This window comes from Streptomyces sp. NPDC003032 (genome assembly GCF_053591415.1).
In genome coordinates, this window is sequence record NZ_JBSFTT010000023.1 from 33,114 (window position 1) to 50,677 (window position 17,564).

The 17,564-nt window shown below is 71.0% G+C and carries 17 protein-coding genes; 8 read left to right on the forward strand and 9 right to left on the reverse strand.

The features are described 5' to 3' along the window. Window positions 1–309: 309 nt before the first annotated feature. Together ACWDZ7_RS28265 and ACWDZ7_RS28270 are read left to right on the forward strand one after the other, a co-directional pair. A complete protein-coding gene (locus tag ACWDZ7_RS28265; protein WP_451800806.1) occupies window positions 310–3,444 on the forward strand; it encodes a sacsin N-terminal ATP-binding-like domain-containing protein in 3,135 nt (1,044 codons plus the stop codon). A gap of 236 nt (window positions 3,445–3,680) precedes the next feature. After that, window positions 3,681–4,484 carry a DUF5707 domain-containing protein gene (locus tag ACWDZ7_RS28270; RefSeq protein ID WP_451800808.1) on the forward strand — a complete coding sequence of 268 codons (804 nt, stop codon included), beginning with the start codon at window positions 3,681–3,683 and terminating at the stop codon, window positions 4,482–4,484. A 10-nt stretch (window positions 4,485–4,494) separates the two neighbouring features. Here the strand turns inward: ACWDZ7_RS28270 and ACWDZ7_RS28275 are convergent, their stop codons facing one another. Continuing rightward, window positions 4,495–6,897, reverse strand: a complete 2,403-nt coding sequence (locus tag ACWDZ7_RS28275) for an HAD-IC family P-type ATPase (RefSeq protein WP_451800809.1) — start codon at window positions 6,895–6,897, stop codon at window positions 4,495–4,497. 125 nt (window positions 6,898–7,022) lie between these two features. Next, a complete protein-coding gene (locus ACWDZ7_RS28280; protein WP_451800811.1) occupies window positions 7,023–7,283 on the reverse strand; it encodes a DUF2530 domain-containing protein in 261 nt (86 codons plus the stop codon). Between the two features lie 168 nt (window positions 7,284–7,451). Here ACWDZ7_RS28280 and ACWDZ7_RS28285 point away from each other — a divergent pair, with 168 nt between their 5' ends. The 4 genes from ACWDZ7_RS28285 to thpR all read left to right on the forward strand — a co-directional run bounded on the left by ACWDZ7_RS28285 (window position 7,452) and on the right by thpR (window position 11,595). Further along, window positions 7,452–8,900, forward strand: a complete 1,449-nt coding sequence (locus ACWDZ7_RS28285; RefSeq protein WP_451800813.1) for an NCS2 family permease — start codon at window positions 7,452–7,454, stop codon at window positions 8,898–8,900. A 142-nt stretch (window positions 8,901–9,042) separates the two neighbouring features. After that, a complete protein-coding gene (locus tag ACWDZ7_RS28290; RefSeq protein ID WP_451518741.1) occupies window positions 9,043–9,480 on the forward strand; it encodes a MarR family winged helix-turn-helix transcriptional regulator in 438 nt (145 codons plus the stop codon). Between the two features lie 109 nt (window positions 9,481–9,589). After that, a complete protein-coding gene (locus ACWDZ7_RS28295; RefSeq protein WP_451800814.1) occupies window positions 9,590–10,936 on the forward strand; it encodes an MFS transporter in 1,347 nt (448 codons plus the stop codon). Between the two features lie 68 nt (window positions 10,937–11,004). Further along, the gene (thpR, locus tag ACWDZ7_RS28300) at window positions 11,005–11,595 is read left to right on the forward strand and encodes an RNA 2',3'-cyclic phosphodiesterase (protein WP_451800816.1); all 591 of its coding nucleotides are present in this window, start codon (window positions 11,005–11,007) and stop codon (window positions 11,593–11,595) included. Window positions 11,596–11,755: 160 nt separating this feature from the next. Here thpR and ACWDZ7_RS28305 read toward each other — a convergent pair whose 3' ends face one another. The 3 genes from ACWDZ7_RS28305 to ACWDZ7_RS28315 form a co-directional block, all read right to left on the reverse strand. Next, window positions 11,756–12,745 (reverse strand): aldo/keto reductase, encoded by a 990-nt coding sequence (locus tag ACWDZ7_RS28305; protein WP_451800817.1) that lies wholly within the window; start codon window positions 12,743–12,745, stop codon window positions 11,756–11,758. A gap of 58 nt (window positions 12,746–12,803) precedes the next feature. Further along, entirely contained in the window at window positions 12,804–13,388 is a 585-nt protein-coding gene (locus ACWDZ7_RS28310; RefSeq protein ID WP_451800819.1) for a Uma2 family endonuclease, read from the reverse strand. A 71-nt stretch (window positions 13,389–13,459) separates the two neighbouring features. Continuing rightward, complete coding sequence (locus ACWDZ7_RS28315) at window positions 13,460–13,981, reverse strand: MarR family winged helix-turn-helix transcriptional regulator (RefSeq protein WP_451800820.1); 522 nt, start codon at window positions 13,979–13,981, stop codon at window positions 13,460–13,462. 24 nt (window positions 13,982–14,005) lie between these two features. Between ACWDZ7_RS28315 and ACWDZ7_RS28320 the strand changes: the two genes are divergently transcribed. Then, window positions 14,006–14,512 carry a carboxymuconolactone decarboxylase family protein gene (locus ACWDZ7_RS28320; RefSeq protein ID WP_451800822.1) on the forward strand — a complete coding sequence of 169 codons (507 nt, stop codon included), beginning with the start codon at window positions 14,006–14,008 and terminating at the stop codon, window positions 14,510–14,512. A 25-nt stretch (window positions 14,513–14,537) separates the two neighbouring features. Here the strand turns inward: ACWDZ7_RS28320 and ACWDZ7_RS28325 are convergent, their stop codons facing one another. Together ACWDZ7_RS28325 and ACWDZ7_RS28330 are read right to left on the reverse strand one after the other, a co-directional pair. After that, window positions 14,538–14,732 carry a DUF397 domain-containing protein gene (locus tag ACWDZ7_RS28325; RefSeq protein WP_451800823.1) on the reverse strand — a complete coding sequence of 65 codons (195 nt, stop codon included), beginning with the start codon at window positions 14,730–14,732 and terminating at the stop codon, window positions 14,538–14,540. Next, window positions 14,720–15,526 (reverse strand): helix-turn-helix domain-containing protein, encoded by an 807-nt coding sequence (locus tag ACWDZ7_RS28330; RefSeq protein WP_451800824.1) that lies wholly within the window; start codon window positions 15,524–15,526, stop codon window positions 14,720–14,722. The genes ACWDZ7_RS28325 and ACWDZ7_RS28330 overlap by 13 nt, the downstream gene beginning before the upstream one ends. An 83-nt stretch (window positions 15,527–15,609) precedes the next feature. On the opposite strand from ACWDZ7_RS28330, the gene ACWDZ7_RS28335 reads away from it, so the two are divergent. Further along, entirely contained in the window at window positions 15,610–16,020 is a 411-nt protein-coding gene (locus tag ACWDZ7_RS28335; protein ID WP_451800826.1) for a hypothetical protein, read from the forward strand. 33 nt (window positions 16,021–16,053) lie between these two features. Here the strand turns inward: ACWDZ7_RS28335 and ACWDZ7_RS28340 are convergent, their stop codons facing one another. Together ACWDZ7_RS28340 and ACWDZ7_RS28345 are read right to left on the reverse strand one after the other, a co-directional pair. Continuing rightward, window positions 16,054–16,509: a peptidoglycan-binding domain-containing protein gene (locus tag ACWDZ7_RS28340; protein WP_451800828.1), complete on the reverse strand. Its 456-nt coding sequence runs from the start codon at window positions 16,507–16,509 to the stop codon at window positions 16,054–16,056. A gap of 94 nt (window positions 16,510–16,603) precedes the next feature. Next, on the reverse strand, window positions 16,604–17,551 hold the full coding sequence (locus ACWDZ7_RS28345; protein ID WP_451800829.1) for an AraC family transcriptional regulator: 948 nt from the start codon (window positions 17,549–17,551) through the stop codon (window positions 16,604–16,606). Window positions 17,552–17,564 lie beyond the last annotated feature (13 nt).

The window sequence follows — 17,564 nt, forward strand, 5'->3', positions numbered from 1 at the left end:
AGACCCGCCGCGGCGCGGTGAAGAGGGGGCGTCCCGCAGCGCGGGGTGAACGGGCGGGCCGAGAGCGGTGACCTCGTGGCGCCCGCCCCCGCCCCCGAGGCGCCCCCGCCAGGACACGGTACGGTTCGCCCCCAGAGCAACCCCACCCCACAGTGGAGGGGCAAAGCCGCAGCTCCGCCTACCTGTCGCCCTCACAGGGCACACAGAGCACACCACCGACGCCGGAGACGCCGCCCAGCCCCACGCAGCCCAACCGCCCCAGCCCAGCGCAGCGCAACCGCAGCGCAACCGCAGAGGAGAGAGACGACCGTGAGCAAGCCCGTGCGGCCGGCGGCCGAAGGTACGGATCCCTTCGGTACCGCCCGCCTCCGCCGCGGAGTCCTCGACGCGTGGGCGGCGGCCCCGGCCCGCTTCCGTGAGGACGCCAACGCCGAGGAAGACCTCGCCCTCGGCGGCTACCGCGACCGCCTGGTCGTCGAGCTGGCCCAGAACGCCTCCGACGCCGCCGCCCGCGCGGGCGTCCCGGGGCGGCTCGCGTTGACGCTGCGCGACGGCGTCCTCGCCGCGGCGAACCGGGGCGCGCCGCTCGACGCCGCCGGGGTCGAGTCCCTGTCGACCCTCCGCGCCTCCGCGAAGCGGGAGGAGACCCAGGCACAGGAGGCCCGGCAGGGCCAGAGCGTGGGCCGGTTCGGCGTCGGGTTCGCCGCCGTGCTCGCCGTCAGCGACGAGCCCGCCGTCGTCGGGCGGACCGGTGGCGTCCGCTGGTCGCTGACCGAGGCGCGGGAGCTGGCCGCGGAGACCGCCCGCTTCAGCCCGGGTCTCGGTGACGAGATCCGGCGGCGGGACGGGCACGTGCCGCTCCTGCGCCTGCCCCTCGCCGCCGAGGGCAGCGCCCCTGAGGGGTACGACACCGTCGTCATCCTGCCGCTGCGCGACCCCGCCGCGGAGGACCTCGTCGCCCGGCTGCTCGACGAGGTCGACGACACGCTGCTCCTCGCCCTCCCGGGGTTGGACGAAGTGTGCATCGAGACGCCGGACGGCGTCGCCCGCACCCTGCGGCGCCGCACCGAAGCCCCGTACACCGTCATCGAGGACAGCCGGGACGGTAGGACGTGCTGGCGCACCGTGAGTCGGCAAGGCTCCCTTGACGCCGCCCTCCTGAAGGACCGGCCCGTCGAGGAGCGGCTGCGTCCGCACTGGTCCGTCACCTGGGCCGTGCCCGCGGACAGCACCGGCGCCCCGGAGCGGCCCCGCACCACCCCCGTCGTGCACGCGCCGACGCCGAGCGACGAGCCGCTGGGCGTACCTGCGCTGCTCATCGCGTCGTTCCCGCTGGACACCGCCCGGCGGCACGCCGCTCCCGGGCCGCTGACCGACTTCCTCGTGCAGCGGGCGGCGGACGCGTACGTCGAACTGCTCACCGAGTGGCGGCCGGTGAGCGAGGAGATCATCGGCCTGGTGCCCGGTCCGCTCGGCAGGAGCGAGCTCGACGGCGGCCTGCGCCAGGCCATCCTGGAGCGGCTGCCGCGTGCCGCCTTCCTGCCGCCCGCCCTGCCCCGGGGCGAGGACGAGGACGAGCTGCCCGAGACGCTGCGGCCCCGGGACGCGGAGGTCGTGGAGGGCGCCGGTTCGGACACGGTCCGGGTCCTCGCGGAGGTGCTGCCCAGTCTGCTTCCCGCGGGGCTCGAACGCCGCGCCGAGCTGCGTACGCTCGGTGTCGCCCGCGTCCCGCTGGCCGAGGCGATCGACCGCCTCGCCGGTCTTGAGCGGGATCCCGGCTGGTGGCGGCGGCTGTACGACGCGCTCGCCGGGATCGACCCCGACCGGCTCACCGGTCTGCCGGTGCCGCTCGCCGACGGCCGTACGACGATCGGGCCCCGGCAGGTGCTGCTCCCCGCGCCCGGCGACGAGCGCGACCCCGCCTCCCTGGCCCGCCTCGGCCTGAAGGTCGCCCACCCGGACGCCGCCCACCCGCTGCTCGAAAAGCTCGGCGCGCTCCCGGCCACGCCCCGCGCCGTCCTGACCACGCCGCAGGTGCGCGCGGCGGTCGCCGCCTCTCTCGACGACGACACGTGGGACGAGGAGGCCCTGGACGCCGAGGAGTTGGCGGACGTCGTCCTGGCGCTGGTGCGGGACGCGAATCTCGCGCCGGGCGACGAGCCGTGGCTCGCCGCCCTCGCCCTGCCCGACGAGGACGGCGAGCCGGCCCCCGCCGGTGATCTTGTCCTGCCGGGCAGCGCCTTCGCCGACGTCATGCGGGACGAGGAACTGGCGCTCGCCGAGCAGGAGTTGGCCGACCGCTGGGGTGAGCAGCCGCTGGCCGCCTGTGGTGTGCTGGCCGGCTTCACGCTCGTACGCGCCACCGATGTCGTCCTCGATCCGGACGAACTGGAGCCCCGGGACGGCGACTTCGCCGAGCCCGACGACGCCGGGCTCCTGGACGCGGTGGACGTGTGGTGCGAGGACCTGCTCGACCGGCTGCCGGACACCCCGGTGCCGCCGGTCGCCACGGAGATCGTCGCCGTACGGGATCTGGACCTGGTCGACGACGACCGCTGGCCGCAGGCCCTGGCGATGCTCTCGCGCCCGCCGCTGCGGGACGCGCTGACGCAGCCGCTGAGGGTGCTGCTGCCGGACGGTACGACGCAGACGGTCCGTTCGTACACGGCGTGGTGGCTGCGCGGCCACCCGGTCCTCGACGGCCGCCGTCCCGCCGGACTGCGCGCGGAGGGCGGCGATCCGCTTCTGGTGGGGCTGTACGACGCGGCGGACGCGTCCGGGTTCGGCGACGAGCAGGTGCTGCGGGCTCTCGGCGTACGCACGTCCGTCGCCACCCTCCTTGAGGAGCCGGGCGGCGCGGCCGAACTCCTCGACCGGCTCGCGGACCCGCAGCGGACCGTTTCCGCCGCTCAGCTGCACGCCCTTTACGGCGCGCTTGCCGATCTCGACCCGGAGCAGGTGACGCTCCCCGAGGAGCTGCGCGCGGTGGTGGACGGCGAGGTCGTGGTGGTCGACGCGGCGGACGCGGTGGTCGCCGACGCCCCCGATCTGCTGCCGCTGGCCGGTGGTGTGGCGCTGCTGCCCGTCGAGCCGCGCAAGGCCGCCGATCTGGCGGAGCTGTTCCAGGTGCGCAGGCTCAGCGAGACGGCGGCCGTGGAGCCCACGACGGAGGGCGTCGAGCGGGCGGTGCCCGGACCGGTGCGGACCCTGCTGGGCGCGGCGACCCCACGGACGTACGTCGAACACGACGAGCTGGTCGCGGGCGGCGTGGAGCTGGACTGGCGCCGCACCGCGGACGGCACCGTGCACGCGGCGACCCTGGAGGGTGTGGCGGCGGGGCTCGCCTGGGCGGCCGGGCAGTGGCCGCGCCGCTTCGAGGTGGCGGCGCTGCTCGAGGATCCCTCGCGGACGGCGGAGCTGGCGCGGGATCGTTGGTTCGACTGACGCCCGGGGTCGCCCGGGGTCGCCCGGGATGGCCCGGAGATCGGAATGCCCGGTTCAGCCCTGTCGAACGGGGCGGAACCGGGCATTCTGTAACCCGGTCACATTTTCTGCTTCCGCCGTACAACCGTTCGCCCCTGGCGCGGGTCTGATCTCGCGGGTCAACAGACTCCTAGATCACTCGGTCCTCGCATGACGGCAACGCACCGCGGGGTCCCCTTCTCCGCCTGGGAAAACACATGCGCATCCGTGCCACCGTGGCCGTACTGTCCGGCGCCCTGGCTCTGTCCGCACTCGCTCTCCCGGCCGCCCAGGCCGCCGCCAAGGGTCCGACCGAGGTGACCGAGGGCGACACCGAGATCACGAAGGTCACCGTCAACGGCGGCAAGGACCTCGTGCTCGGCACCACCGGGAAGAAGAAGTTCACGATCGCCGTCACCGCGACGGACCCGACGGGCGTTCACGACGCCACCGCCTTCCTGTGGCACGGCACGGACCTCGACAGCGAGACCGGCATCGACGGCAGGATGATGTCGGACGACCTCGACGGCAAGTGCACGGACGTGAACGCGACCACCTCTGTCTGCACGGTCTCGATCGTCGCCGACCCGAAGGCCTTCCGCACCAACCTCCTGGCCGGCGAGTGGCACGTCGCGGCCACCGCGGGCGGCAAGGACGGCGACTTCGTCTCCAGGGACACGCTGGCCTCGGACGCCCGCGTCCAGCGCGCCGCCAAGCTCACCACCAACGCCTCCCCGGAGCCGGTCAAGAAGGGCAAGATCCTCACGGTCACCGGCGCCCTGACCCGCGCCGACTGGGAGACCCACAAGTACGCGGGCTACACCGGCCAGTCCGTGAAGCTTGAGTTCAAGAAGAAGGGCGCCAGCACCTACACCGCCGTCAAGTCGGTGAAGTCCGGCTCCAAGGGCGCCCTGAAGACCACCGTCAAGGCCTCGGCCGACGGCTACTACCGCTACACCTTCGGTGGCACCTCCACCACCCCGGCCGCGAAGTCGGCCGGCGACTTCGTCGACGTTCGGTAGACGTCCGGCACTACGCCGGAACGCGGCGGTCCACCCAGCGGTAGATGACCTCGATGGCCAGTGAGGCCACCGCCGCGATCGCGACCGCCGCCCACGGCATCGTCGTGCCCTCCAGCTTCAGCTGGAAGAAGTCCTGGAGCCAGGGCACGGTCAGCACGAGCAGGAAGCCGAGACCCATCGCGCCGATGAGGCCGATCCGCCACCACGTGTAGGGGCGGGCGATGATGGCGAGCACCCACATGGCGATCAGGAACAGCGCCAGGGTCGCCGCGCTGGTCTCGGCTTCCCGCGCGCCCGCGCCCTCGTAGTGGTGGCGGGCCAGGAGGTACGTCGCGAAGGTGGCGCCGCCCGCGATGACGCCGCCCGGGATCGCGTACCGCATGACCCTGCGGACGAAGTGCGGCTGCGCGCGCTCCTTGTTGGGGGCCAGCGCCAGGAAGAACGCCGGGACACCGATCGTGAGGGTGGACAGCAGCGTCAGGTGGCGCGGCAGGAACAGGTACTCGACCTGCGAGCAGACCACGAGCAGCGCGAGGATCACCGAGTAGACGGTCTTGACCAGGAACAGCGTGGCGACGCGCGTGATGTTGCCGATGACGCGGCGGCCCTCGGCGACCACGGACGGCAGCGTCGCGAAGCTGTTGTTGAGCAGCACGATCTGGGCCACGGCCCGCGTGGCCTCCGAGCCCGAGCCCATCGAGACGCCGATGTCGGCGTCCTTCAGGGCCAGTACGTCGTTCACGCCGTCGCCCGTCATCGCGACCGTGTGACCGCGTGACTGGAGGGCGCCCACCATGTCCCGCTTCTGCTGCGGGGTGACCCGCCCGAAGACCGCGTTGTCCTCCAGCTCCCGCGCCATCTCGCCCTGCTCGGCGGGCAGCCGCCGCGCGTCGACGGTGTTCGCGGCGCCGGGCAGCCCCAGCTTGCCCGCGACCGCGCTCACCGAGACCGCGTTGTCACCGGAGATGACCTTGGCGGCGACGTCCTGCTCCTCGAAGTAGCGCAGGGTGTCGGCGGCGTCGGGGCGCAGCCGCTGCTCCAGGACGACCAGGGCGGTGGCCCGCGCCGAGGCCGCCACGTCCGGGGCGTCGAGGTCGCCGGCCGCGCGGGCGAGGAGCAGGACGCGCAGGCCCTGCTGGTTCAGCTCCTCGATCTCGGTGAGGGACGGGTCGCCCTCGGGCAGCAGCACGTCGGGCGCGCCGAGCAGCCAGGCCGACGTGGTGCCGTCGCCCTCGCTGAACGAGGCGCCGCTGTACTTGCGGGCCGAGGAGAAGGGCAGGGACTCCGTGCAGCGCCACTCCTCGCTGTCCGGGTAGGCGTCGATGATCGCCTGGAGCGAGGCGTTCGGCCGCGGGTCGGATTCGCCGAGGGCGCCGAGGACCTTGCGTACGTACGTCTCGTCGCCGCCGTTCAGGGTGCGCAGCTCGGTGACGTCCATGCCGCCCTCGGTGAGGGTGCCGGTCTTGTCCAGGCAGACCGTGTCGACGCGCGCGAGGCCCTCGATCGCCGGGAGTTCCTGTACGAGGCACTGCTGGCGGCCGAGCCGGATCACGCCGATCGCGAAGGCGACCGAGGTGAGGAGCACAAGACCCTCCGGGATCATGGGGACGATCCCGCCGACCGTGTACGCGACGGACTCCTTGAAGTCGTCGTCCTTGACGACGAGCTGGGAGATGATCAGGCCGATGGAGGTCGGCACCATCAGCCACGTGACGTACTTGAGGATCGTGGAGATGCCGGAGCGCAGCTCGGAGTGGACGAGGGTGAAGCGCGAGGCCTCCTCGGCGAGCTGCGCGGCGTACGCCTCGTGGCCGACCTTGGTGGCGGTGAACGCGCCGCCGCCCGCGACGACGAACGAGCCCGACATCATCTGGTCGCCGGGCTTCTTGACGACGGGGTCCGCCTCGCCGGTGAGCAGCGACTCGTCGATCTCCAGGCTGTCGGTCTCGACGGCCTCGCCGTCCACCGGGATCTTGTCGCCGGGGCCCAGCTCCACCAGGTCGCCGAGGACGATCTCGGAGGTGGAGATCTCGGCGGCCCTGCCGTCGCGCCGCACGGTCGGCTTGGCCTCGCCGATGACGGCGAGGGAGTCCAGGGTCTTCTTGGCGCGCCACTCCTGGATGATGCCGATCCCGGTGTTGGCGACGATCACGAAGCCGAAGAGGCTGTCCTGGATCGGCGCCACGAAGAGCATGATCACCCAGAGCACACCGATGATCGCGTTGAAACGGGTGAAGACGTTGGCCCGGATGATCTCGCCGAGGGAGCGGGAGCTGCGCACCGGTACGTCGTTGACCTCGCCGCGGGCGACCCGCTCGGCGACCTCGGCTGCGCTCAGCCCCGTGGACCGCGCCGCGGGGGGCGGCACCGGGTGGACCGGGTCGAGTTCGGCGCCCGCGTCGATATGCGTCATGCATTCGACGGTAAGGGTGGTGATGGGGCTTCACCCCTTGAATGCCCCAAAGATCCGACCACGGTAGGAGGCGCGCGGTCGCGTGGGGGTCCTGTGGTCGTACGGGCTGCCGTGGCCGTAGGGACTTACCGCGGCTGCGTGGTGACCTTCGACCTCTTGATCGCGGCGTCGCGCACCCGTACGTACCAGATGCCGATGAGGCCGAGCCCGCCGCCGGCCAGGCAGGTCCACACCCACCAGGTCGTGTCGCGGTCGTCGAACCAGCCGTAGAAGGGCAGCTGGGCCACGAAGAGGACGAACCAGAGGATCGTGCCGCCGGTGATGGTGGCGACCACGGGGCCCTCAAGGGGCTCCGGCGCCTCGTGCTTGGGGGTCCACTTCGCCATGCGTACAGCTTATGCCCGGCCCCCGGGCCTTGGGCGGCGGGCGGTACAGCCCTTGTGGCGCAAGGGTCTACGCGCGGAGATAGCGATTTCGGCTTCATGTATTCATACTGAAACGGCTTATGAATGGCCGGTTACTTTCGTACGAATATACAAGTCACGAGGTTCTCCATGTCCCCCTCGGCCAGTGCCCCGGTCGACGCCAGTAAAGAGTCCCCGCAGCCTCCGCAGGGTGGCCTCGACGGGTACTTCAAGATCACGGAGCGGGGCTCGACCCTGGTCAGGGAGGTCCGGGGCGGCTTCGCCACCTTCTTCGCGATGGCCTACATCATCGTGCTGAACCCGATCATCCTGGGCAGCGCGAAGGACATGTACGGACACCAGCTCGACAACAAGCAGCTGGTCACCGCGACCGTGCTCACCGCCGCCTTCACCACGCTCCTCATGGGCGTCATCGGCAACGTCCCGATCGCGCTCGCCGCGGGCCTCGGCGTGAACACCGTCGTCGCCCTCCAGCTCGCGCCCCGCATGTCGTGGCCCGACGCCATGGGCATGGTCGTCCTCGCGGGCTTCGTCGTGATGCTGCTCGTCGCCACCGGCCTGCGGGAACGTGTGATGAGCGCCGTGCCGCTCGGCCTGCGCAAGGGCATCGCGATCGGCATCGGCCTGTTCATCATGCTGATCGGCCTCGTCGACTCCGGCTTCGTCTCGCGCATGCCGGACGCCGCGCACACCACCGTCCCGCTCCAGCTCGGCGGCGACGGACACCTCAACGGCTGGCCGGTCCTGATCTTCGTGCTCGGCGTGCTGCTCACGCTGGCGCTGATGGTGCGCAAGGTGCCGGGCGCCATCCTCATCAGCATCGTCGTCATGACGATCGTCGCGATGATCGTCAACTCCGTGGCCAAGGTGCCCAGCTGGGGGCTGACCAGCCCGGAGTGGCCGGGCAACCCCGTATCGACGCCGGACTTCGGGCTCGTCGGCGAGATCAGCCTGTTCGGCGGCTTCGAGAAGGTCGGCGTCCTGACGGGCGTCCTCTTCGTCTTCACCGTGCTGCTTTCGTGCTTCTTCGACGCGATGGGCACGATCATGGGCATCGGCGACGAGGCCAAGCTGACCGACGCCAACGGCAACATGCCCGGCATCAACAAGGTGCTCTTCGTCGACGGCATCGCGGTCGCCGCGGGCGGCGCCTCGTCCTCCTCGGCCACCACCTGCTTCGTGGAGTCCACGGCGGGCGTCGGCGAGGGGGCGCGCACCGGCCTCGCGAACGTCGTCACCGGCGGCCTCTTCGCCGTCGCGCTGTTCCTCACGCCGCTCGCCACGATGGTCCCGTCCCAGGCGGCCACGCCCGCGCTGCTCGCGGTGGGCTTCCTGATCCTGTCCGGCTCCATCCGGCAGATCGACTGGGGCGACCCCACGATCGCGATCCCCGCGTTCGTGACGATGCTGATGATGCCGTTCACGTACTCGATCACGAACGGCATCGGCATGGGCTTCATCACCTTCACCGTGCTGCGGCTCGCCGCCGGGCGCGGCCGCGAGGTGCCGGCCGCGATGTACGCGGTGTCGGCGGTGTTCGCCTTCTACTACCTGATGCCGGCGCTGAACCTGACGTAGGGCGCCTGGTGATCCGCGGGCCCGTCGGCGCCGATCGCACACGCCCCGTGCCCCTTCGGGGGGCGCGGGGCGTGCGCGCGTCCGGACCCGGTCGTGTGAACCGAGTGGTCCTTAGTCAGGGTAATGAGTTACTCTAACGAACATGCCGGACCTCTCCCATGGCGACGACGCCGCCGCCGTGAACGCCTTGCGCTCCGCTGTGATGCGCCTGTCCCGTCGACTCAAGCACCAGCGTGTCGACGAGTCGCTGAGCCCCACCGAAATGTCGGTGCTCGGCACCCTTGCCCGCTGCGGCAGCGCCACTCCGGGCGAGCTCGCCCGCAAGGAGCATGTGCAGCCGCCGTCGATGACCCGCATCGTCGCGCTGCTGGAGGCCAAGAGCCTGGTCCGCCTTGAGCCGCACCCCGAGGACCGCCGCCAGAAGGTGGTCACCCAGACCGAGACCGCCGAGGCCATGCTCGAAGAGAGCCGCCGCAAGCGGAACGCCTGGCTGGCCGGGCTGACCGAGCATCTCGACGAGGACGAGTGGGCACGGCTGCGTGCCGCCGCTCCCGTCCTGGAGAAGCTCGCCCACCTGTAGCGCCACCCGGTCCTCGTACGCCGGAGGACCGGGCCCCGTACACCGGAGGACCGGTCCTCGTACCCCGGAGGAAATGACCCTTCGTACGCCCAAAGGAGGCGAACGCACTTTGAGTACGGGATCCGGAGCAGACTCCGCCCCCGCACCGACCGCCCTCGACAAGCCCGACCGCACCCACAAGTCGTCCATGTTCAGCTCGCTGAAGATACGCAACTACCGGCTCTTCGCGACCGGAGCCGTCGTCTCCAACACCGGCACCTGGATGGCCCGCATCACCCAGGACTGGCTGGTGCTCAGCCTCACCGGGTCCTCCGCGGCCGTCGGCATCACCACGGCCATGCAGTTCCTGCCGATGCTGCTCTTCGGCCTCTACGGCGGCGTCATCGCCGACCGCTTCGCCAAGCGGAACCTCCTCTTCTGCACCCAGGGCGCGATGAGCATCAGCGGGCTCTTCCTCGCCGCGCTCACGCTCACCGGCAACGTCCAGGTCTGGCACGTCTACGTCGCGGCCTTCTTCACCGGCCTCGTCACCGTCGTCGACAACCCGACGCGGCAGTCCTTCGTCTCCGAGATGGTCGGCCCCGACCAGGTCCGCAACGCCGTCTCGCTGAACTCCGCGAACTTCCAGTCCGCCCGCCTCATCGGCCCCGCCGTGGCGAGCGCCCTGACCGCGGCCGTCGGACCGGGCTGGGCGTTCCTCGCCAACGGCCTGTCCTTCCTCGCGCCGCTCACCGGCCTGCTCCTGATGCGGACCGGCGAACTGCACCCCACCCCGCGCAAGCCGCGCGGCAAGGGCCAGCTGCGCGAGGGCCTCACGTACGTCTCCAAGCACCCCGAGCTGATCTGGCCGATCGTCCTCGTCGGCTTCATCGGCACCTTCGGCTTCAACTTCCCGATCTGGCTGAGCGCCTTCGCGGACGACATCTTCCACGGCGGCGTGGGGATGTACGGGCTGTTCAACACCCTGATGGCCATCGGCTCGCTGGCCGGCGCGCTCCTCGCGGCCCGCCGCGGCACGTCGCGGCTGCGGCTGCTGGCCGGGGCGGCGATCGCCTTCGGCGTCCTTCAGATGGCGGCGGCGTTCGCGCCAGAGCTGTGGATGTTCGTCGCGCTGATCGTGCCGATCGGCATCCTCGGCCTGACGGTGAACGTCACCGCGAACTCCTCGGTCCAGATGGCCACGGATGCCGAGATGCGGGGCCGCGTCATGTCGCTGTTCATGATGGTCTTCACCGGTGGTACGCCGCTGGGCGGCCCCCTCTTCGGCTGGCTCGCCGACGCGTACGGCGTCCGGATCAGCATGGCCGTCGGCGGCCTGGTCTGCGCGATCGCCGCGGTCGGCGTCGGCCTGATGCTGGCGCGCGCCGCGAACCTGCGCCTGAAGGTGGACCTGCGCCGAGGCCGGCGGCATGTGCGGTTCGTGCCGAGGGAACGGGAGCTGACGACCGCGGCGTAGCCCGGCCGGGCGGCGGGCGTGGCGCGTTGGGCGTCCCCTCCTCCCTCCGACGCGGGGAGACTCTGTCCATGAGACTGTTCGCGGCGGTTCTGCCGCCGGACTCCGTGGTTCGCGCGCTGGCTGCCGCCATGGCCGGGCTACGGGGGCTGCCCGGCGCCGACGCCCTGCGCTGGGCGGGCCCGGACAGCTGGCACTTCACGCTGGCGTTCATGGCGGAGGTGCCGGAGGCGACCGTGCCGGACCTCACCGCCCGCCTGGAGCGCGCCGCGCACCGCACGCCCCCCTTCTCCCTCGCCCTGCGCGGCGGCGGACACTTCGGTGACCGGGTGCTGTGGACGGGCGTCGCGGGCGACGTGGCCGTGCTGCGGCTCCTCGCCCAGCGGGCGGAGGCGGCGGCGCGCAAGGCGGGCCTCCCGAGAGAGGAGCACCGGCCCTACCGCCCGCATCTGACGCTGGCGCGCGGCGGCGGGGAGACCGGCCTCCGGCCGTACGCCGACGCGCTCGCCTCCTTCGCGGGCGCGCCCTGGACGGTGGACGAGCTGACACTCGTACGCAGCGACCTGCCGAGGAGCGGCGTGCCGGGGGAGCGGCCGCGCTACGAGGTGGTCGGACGCTGGCCACTGGGAGGCGGTTCCCGGGAGCGGGGCGCGGCCGGTTAACCTCGACGGTGTGGACCCGAAGACCAGAAACCGGATCATGGCCGGTGTGCTCGTGATGATGTTCGTCGTGGTGGCGGTGGCGGCCGCGCTCGGCGGTTAGCCGACCGCGGGCCGCCCCGCGTACGCCGCGTACCCAGCGTGTCCCTTGCCGGGGCCACGGCTACCAGGCGAAGGACTCCGGTGACGGGCCGGGCCCGGGGAAGATCTCGTCCAGGGAGTCGAGAAGCTCCTGGGACAGCTCAAGCTCGACGGCGCGCAGCGCGGACGCGAGCTGCTCCGCGGTGCGCGGGCCGACGATCGGCGCGGTGACGCCGGGCCGCGTCAGCAGCCAGGCCAGGGCGACCTCGCCGGGCTCGAGGCCGTGCTTGTCGACCAAGTCCTCGTACGCCTGGACCCTCGCGCGGACCTCCGGCTTGGCCAGCTCGGCGGCGGCCCGCCCGCCGCTGCGGCGCGCGCCGTCGGCCTTCTTCAGCGCGCCGCCGAGCAGGCCGCCGTGCAGCGGCGACCAGGGGATGACGCCGACGCCGTAGTCCTGGGACGCCGGGATGACCTCCATCTCGGCGTCGCGCACGGCGAGGTTGTACAGGCACTGCTCGCTGACGAGGCCGTAGCTGCCGCGCCGCCGCGCGGTCTCGTTGGCCTGGGCGATCTTGTAGCCGGGGAAGTTGGAGGACCCGGCGTAGAGGATCTTCCCCTGCTGGACCAGTACGTCGATCGCCTGCCAGATCTCCTCGAACGGCGTGCGCCGGTCGATGTGGTGGAACTGGTAGATGTCGATGTAGTCGGTCTGGAGCCGCTTCAGCGACGCCTCGACGGCGCGGCGGATGTTGAGCGCGGAGAGCCGGTCGTGGTTGGGCCAGACGGACTCGCCGTCGGCGGTCATGTTCCCGTACACCTTGGTGGCGAGCACGACCTTGTCGCGCCGCTCGCCGCCCTGGGTGAACCAGGTGCCGATGATCTCCTCGGTACGGCCCTTGCCGGCGCCCTGGCCGTACGCGTTGGCGGTGTCGAAGTAGTTGACGCCCGCGTCGAGAGCGGTGTCCATGAGCGAGTGGCTGTCGGGTTCATTGGTGAACGGCCCGAAGTTCATGGTGCCGAGCGTGAGCCGGCTGACTTTGAGCCCTGTGCGTCCCAGCTGCGTGTACTTCATGGGGTCTTAGCCAACGGGGTGGAGTGGGCTCTAGGCAAGGCCCTTGCCGGGAAGGGGATCAGTCGCGGGAGAAGTCGGAGCTGTCGAGGGTGAGGCCGAGGAAGGTGTGGGTCAGGTCGATCACTTCGCCGAAGTCGACGGTCGTCTCGACGCGGTAGTCGCCGTCCTTGGGCTGGGTGTAGGCGTGGCACTTTCCCTGGTAGGGATCGACGATGAGGTAAACGGCGACTTCGGCGGTGGCATACCCGGTCTTCTTGGGGCCGTAGTCGTTCGGGCCTGTGCCCCGGGAGATGACTTCGGCGACGAACTCGATGTCCTCGCACAGGAAGCCGCCTTGCTTCGTACGTTCGGCCTTCTCGGCAACCAGTGCCACGTCACTGCAGAAGGCATTGAGCTCGCCGGGGTAGTCGATGCGGACATCGGAGAGCAGGCGCCGACGCGGATACTTGGGCCTCAGCTGCTCGAGAATGCCCAGAATGATGTCCCAGTGGTTGGCCCGCTGCGGCGTCATGTAGACGATCCCCTCGATGATGTCGATCTTGTATCCCTCGAGGAAGGGCCCCCGCTCAAGCGTCTCGAACATTTCGTCCAAGCGCTTGGTGTTGTCGTCGGCCATCTTGATCCTGTCGTCCACAAGAGTCATCGTGGCGCTCCTCCCCGGCCGCCCTCGGTCGAGTGCGGCCGCGCAGTACAACGATACGCACGGAGACAAGGTCACGCCCCGCCCAGCCAGCCCGCCGCGTCGAGCCGGAACGCCTCCGGTGGGACGACGGCGGACAGGTCGTCCTGAAGGGCGTCCAGGCGCCGTACGCCGATCCGCTCCGCCCACTCCGCCCGCAGCTCGTCGAAGATGACCGCCGAGCGGCGCAGCGCGTCGATGCCGTGCGGGGTGAGGCGGACGAGTTTACGGCGGGCGTCGGCGGGGTCGTCGGTGCGGGCCGCGTAGCCGAGGGCGACGAGGCGGTCGACGGTCTTGCCCGCGGCCTGCTTGGAGACGCCGAGGCGGCGGCCGACCTCGCTGGCGGTGGCGCCCGCCGCCCCGATGGCCTGCATGGCGAAGCCGTGGGCGGGGCGGAGGTCGGGGTGGCCCTGGTGGGCGAGTTCGGTGTGCAGGCGGTCGATGAGGGTGCGGAAGCCGCCGAAGAGGAGGAGGGGCAGCTCGTACCCCCTGCCTTCCCTCTCGCTCTCTCCCTTGCGCCGACCGTCAACCTGTTTTACCTTCTCATCGTCAACCATGTTGTCGATAGTAGGGGGTACGTCATGTTCACCGAGCACACCGTGGAGACCGCGCCGGCCGAGTCCCGCCCCGCGATGGAGCGGGTGACCCGGGCCTTCGGGCAGCTCCCGAACGCCGTCGCCCGCCTCGCCGAGTCCCCGGAACTCCTCAACGGCTTCCTGGAGTTGAGCGCGGCCTTCGAACGTACGACCCTGGACCCCGTGGCCCGCGAGGCCGTCATCATGACGGTCGCGACGCGCAACGACTGCCACGTGTGCGTTGCTCTGCACACCGGCAAGCTGCGCAAGCTGGGCGCGGGGGCGGAACTGGTGGCGGCCCTGCGTGAGCAGCGGGAGCTGCCCGACGAACGGCTCGAAGCGGTACGGCGGTTCACGCTGACCGTGCTGGCCACGGCGGGCGGCGTCGGCGACGACGACGTGAAGACGTTCCTCTCCCACGGCTACACCGAGCGGAACGCCCTCGAAGTCGTCCTCGGCATCGGTACGTACACGATGTCGACGCTGGCGAACCGGCTGACGCGGGCGGCGTGAGCGGGCGGGTGGGTCAGTCCGCCCTTCAGGTTGTTGCTGCGTGGGTCAGGAAGGTGGTCCAGGTGGTGGGGGCCACCTGGAGGGTGGGGCCGGTCTCGGGGGAGTTCTTTGAGTCGCGGATGTGGATGGTGGTGGGGGTGGCGGCTATCTCCAGGCATTCGCCTTCGCCGACGCTGTAGCTGCTCTTGAACCAAGTCACTCCGGTGTTCACAGTTCGCATGCCGTCTTCTCGATAAGTTGCGCGGAGTCCTCAGGGGTGAGTGCTTGGGTGCGGAGGGTTCCGTACTTGGCTTGCAGGTTGCCCAAATCGGGCTGCTCGGTGACGAAGTAGCCGCCCTTGTGTCCTTCGATGTAGGCGAACTGTCGTCGCTCGGTCGTCTCCAGCAGGATCATGGGCCCCATGAGTCCGGCGTGGGCCTGCCTGTCGTGCGGCATGACTTGAATGGTGACGTTCCGAAGCTCTCCGAGCTCAACCATGCTCCGTAGCTGCTCCTTGAGTACGGCAGTGCCGCCCAACGGGCGGGTCAGGGCGCTGTGCTCCACGATGAAGTGGAGAACGGCGATGGGCTTGCGCGCGAGAAGGTCTTGCCGCGCCAGCCGATTCGCCACCCGATCGTCGATCTCGTCGTCGTCCAGAGGCGGGTAGACGCAGTTGAACACAGCTCGTGCGTAGTTCTTGGTCTGCAACAGCCCTGGCACCACGTGGTCCTGGTACGAGTGGATGGACATCGCCACCTTCTCGTGTTCCAGGAAGTCCTCGGTCCATAGCCGGAGCCCGCTCTTCGAAAACTCCTTCTCCGCGAGAAGAACAAGTGCACCCTGTGCACCCAGAACCTCGTCCGCGATCTCGACCAGCTTCCCCTTGGGCGCCCGCTCGCCCCGCTCCACCATCGCCACCTGCGACTTGGAGTACTGAACATGCGTGCCCAGCGCCTCCTGTGTCATCCCGGCCCGCTCGCGGTAGAACCGCAGCAGCGCGCCGAACGACTCCGAACCTCGTTCACCGGAGTGCACAACGTCCTCCCCAAGTGCACGGCCCCGCACGTACCTTGCGCAGCCCTGGTCACAGTATGTGAGCGTCCGGAAGCATCTGGTGCATGAACTCGGAAACCTCATCACTCAGGGTCCACGACTGGATCCCGACGGCGGGCCACGCGCTGCGGCACGCGGGCATCCATTTCGACGCCGTACGGATCGGCGGCGCGCTGGGCGAGCAGGTCGCGTACGACCTGATGCAGTTCACGGACTTCCGCGCGGGCCCGATCATCCGCGAGGCGACGGGCGGGCGTTGCTTCTACTTCCTGCTGCCCGCGCGGGCGGCGGAACCGTACGTATGGCCGGTCGGGGTGCGGGCCCTGAGCCGGGGCGCGGGCAGCCTCGCGTACGTCGGGGTACCCGCGCTGGACGGCTACACCTGGCCGCTGGACTGGAGGTCCCGGCCGACGGAGGAAGTGCCGTTCGTGGAGGGGGAGTCGCTGCATGAGGCGGTGCGAACCCTGGCACGGTGAGACGGCCGCGCGACCCCGGGGACCGGCACGCGCTCACACGCCCAGGCGCTGGCAGTTGCCCGGGCCGTCGACCACCATGAAGTACATCTTCTTGCGGGTGTTCGGGCCGTAGACGCCGTCGGCGGTCACGCCCTCCTTCCTCTGCACCCACTTGAGCGCCGACTCGGTCCCCGGGCCGAAGATGCCGTCCACGCCGATGTCGCGCTGATACCGGCTGCAGTACTTCATGGTGTGCTGCAACTGCCGCACGGCCTTGCTCTGGTTCCCCTTGCCCAGCAGGCAGTCCACCGAGCCGCCCGCGGTCGAGAACACGTACAGCCCCCGGTACGGCTTGTACGTGGTGCACGATGGCAGCGCCGCGGCCTTCGACTTCGCGGGCTGGTCCGCGGTCGGGCGGGGCGCGTGGGCGGCCGCCGGTCCGCCCGCGGTGGTCAGGCCCGCCCCCGCCAGGGCGGCGGCGGCGAGGGCTCCGATCAGAATGCGCTTCATGGATGCGTCCTGTTCCGTGAGGTGCGGGTGGATGATCGGCCGCTGTCTCCTCGCGGCCGGTCATCAGAGTGGCCCCCAGCCCGCGCGGGGCGCGTCAAACGAGCGGTGTATCGGCCTGTAAACCTGTGCCGTACCGGTACCGCCCCGGCGTCGTCCCGAACGTCCGTGTGAACGCGTGGGACAGCGCGTACGGCGAGCCGTAGCCCACCAGGCGGGCCACCGTCTCCAGGGAGTGCGTCGTGTCGCGCAGGAGCGTGGCCGCTCGGGTCATGCGCCACCAGGTGAGGTACGTCATCGGGGCGCGGCCCACCAGGGCCGTGAAGCGGCGGGTGAGGGTGGCGCGGGAGACGCCCGTGCGGGAGGCGAGGGCCTCGTTGGTCCAGGGGGCCTCCGGGGCGTCGTGGAGGAGACGCAGGGCTGTGGCCACCACCGGGTCGGCAAGGGCGGCGGGCCAGCCCGAGCCCGACGTGTGGTCCGTCGTCCACGCCCGGACCATGTAGACCAGGAGCAGATCCAGGAGGCCGGGGACGGCTACGTCCGTGCCGGGGCGCGCCGCGCCCGTCTCGCGGCCGAGCAGGTCGATCGCCGCCCGCAGCTCCGGGTGGTGTCCGGCGCTGCCGCGCAGGTGCACGGTCTCCGGGAGCTCGGCCAGCAGCGGGTGGGCGTGACCGCCTCGGTCGAAGCGGTACTTGCCGCAGAGCAACTCGGCGGCGGGAGCGGCGGGGTGTGCGGACATCGGGTCGGCGTTCGTGGTCCGCCAGTGTTCGAAGGGGATGGCCCGTTCGACCGTGCGGGCGTCCGCGGGGGAGTCCGCGAGCACATGCCCCGCCCCGCGCGGCAGCAGCACCGCGTCGCCCGCCGCGAGCGTGCAGGGGGCGCCGCCGTCGTCCGGCAGCAGCCAGCAACCGCCCTCCAGGACCACGTGGAACCCCACCCCGTCGTACGCGGGGAGCCGGCAGCACCACGAGCCGGACACCCTGACGCGGTGGGCGTCCGGCCGCCCGATCCGCGCGGCCGCGATCGCGTCGCTCACTACGTCCATGGGGGGAGAGTAA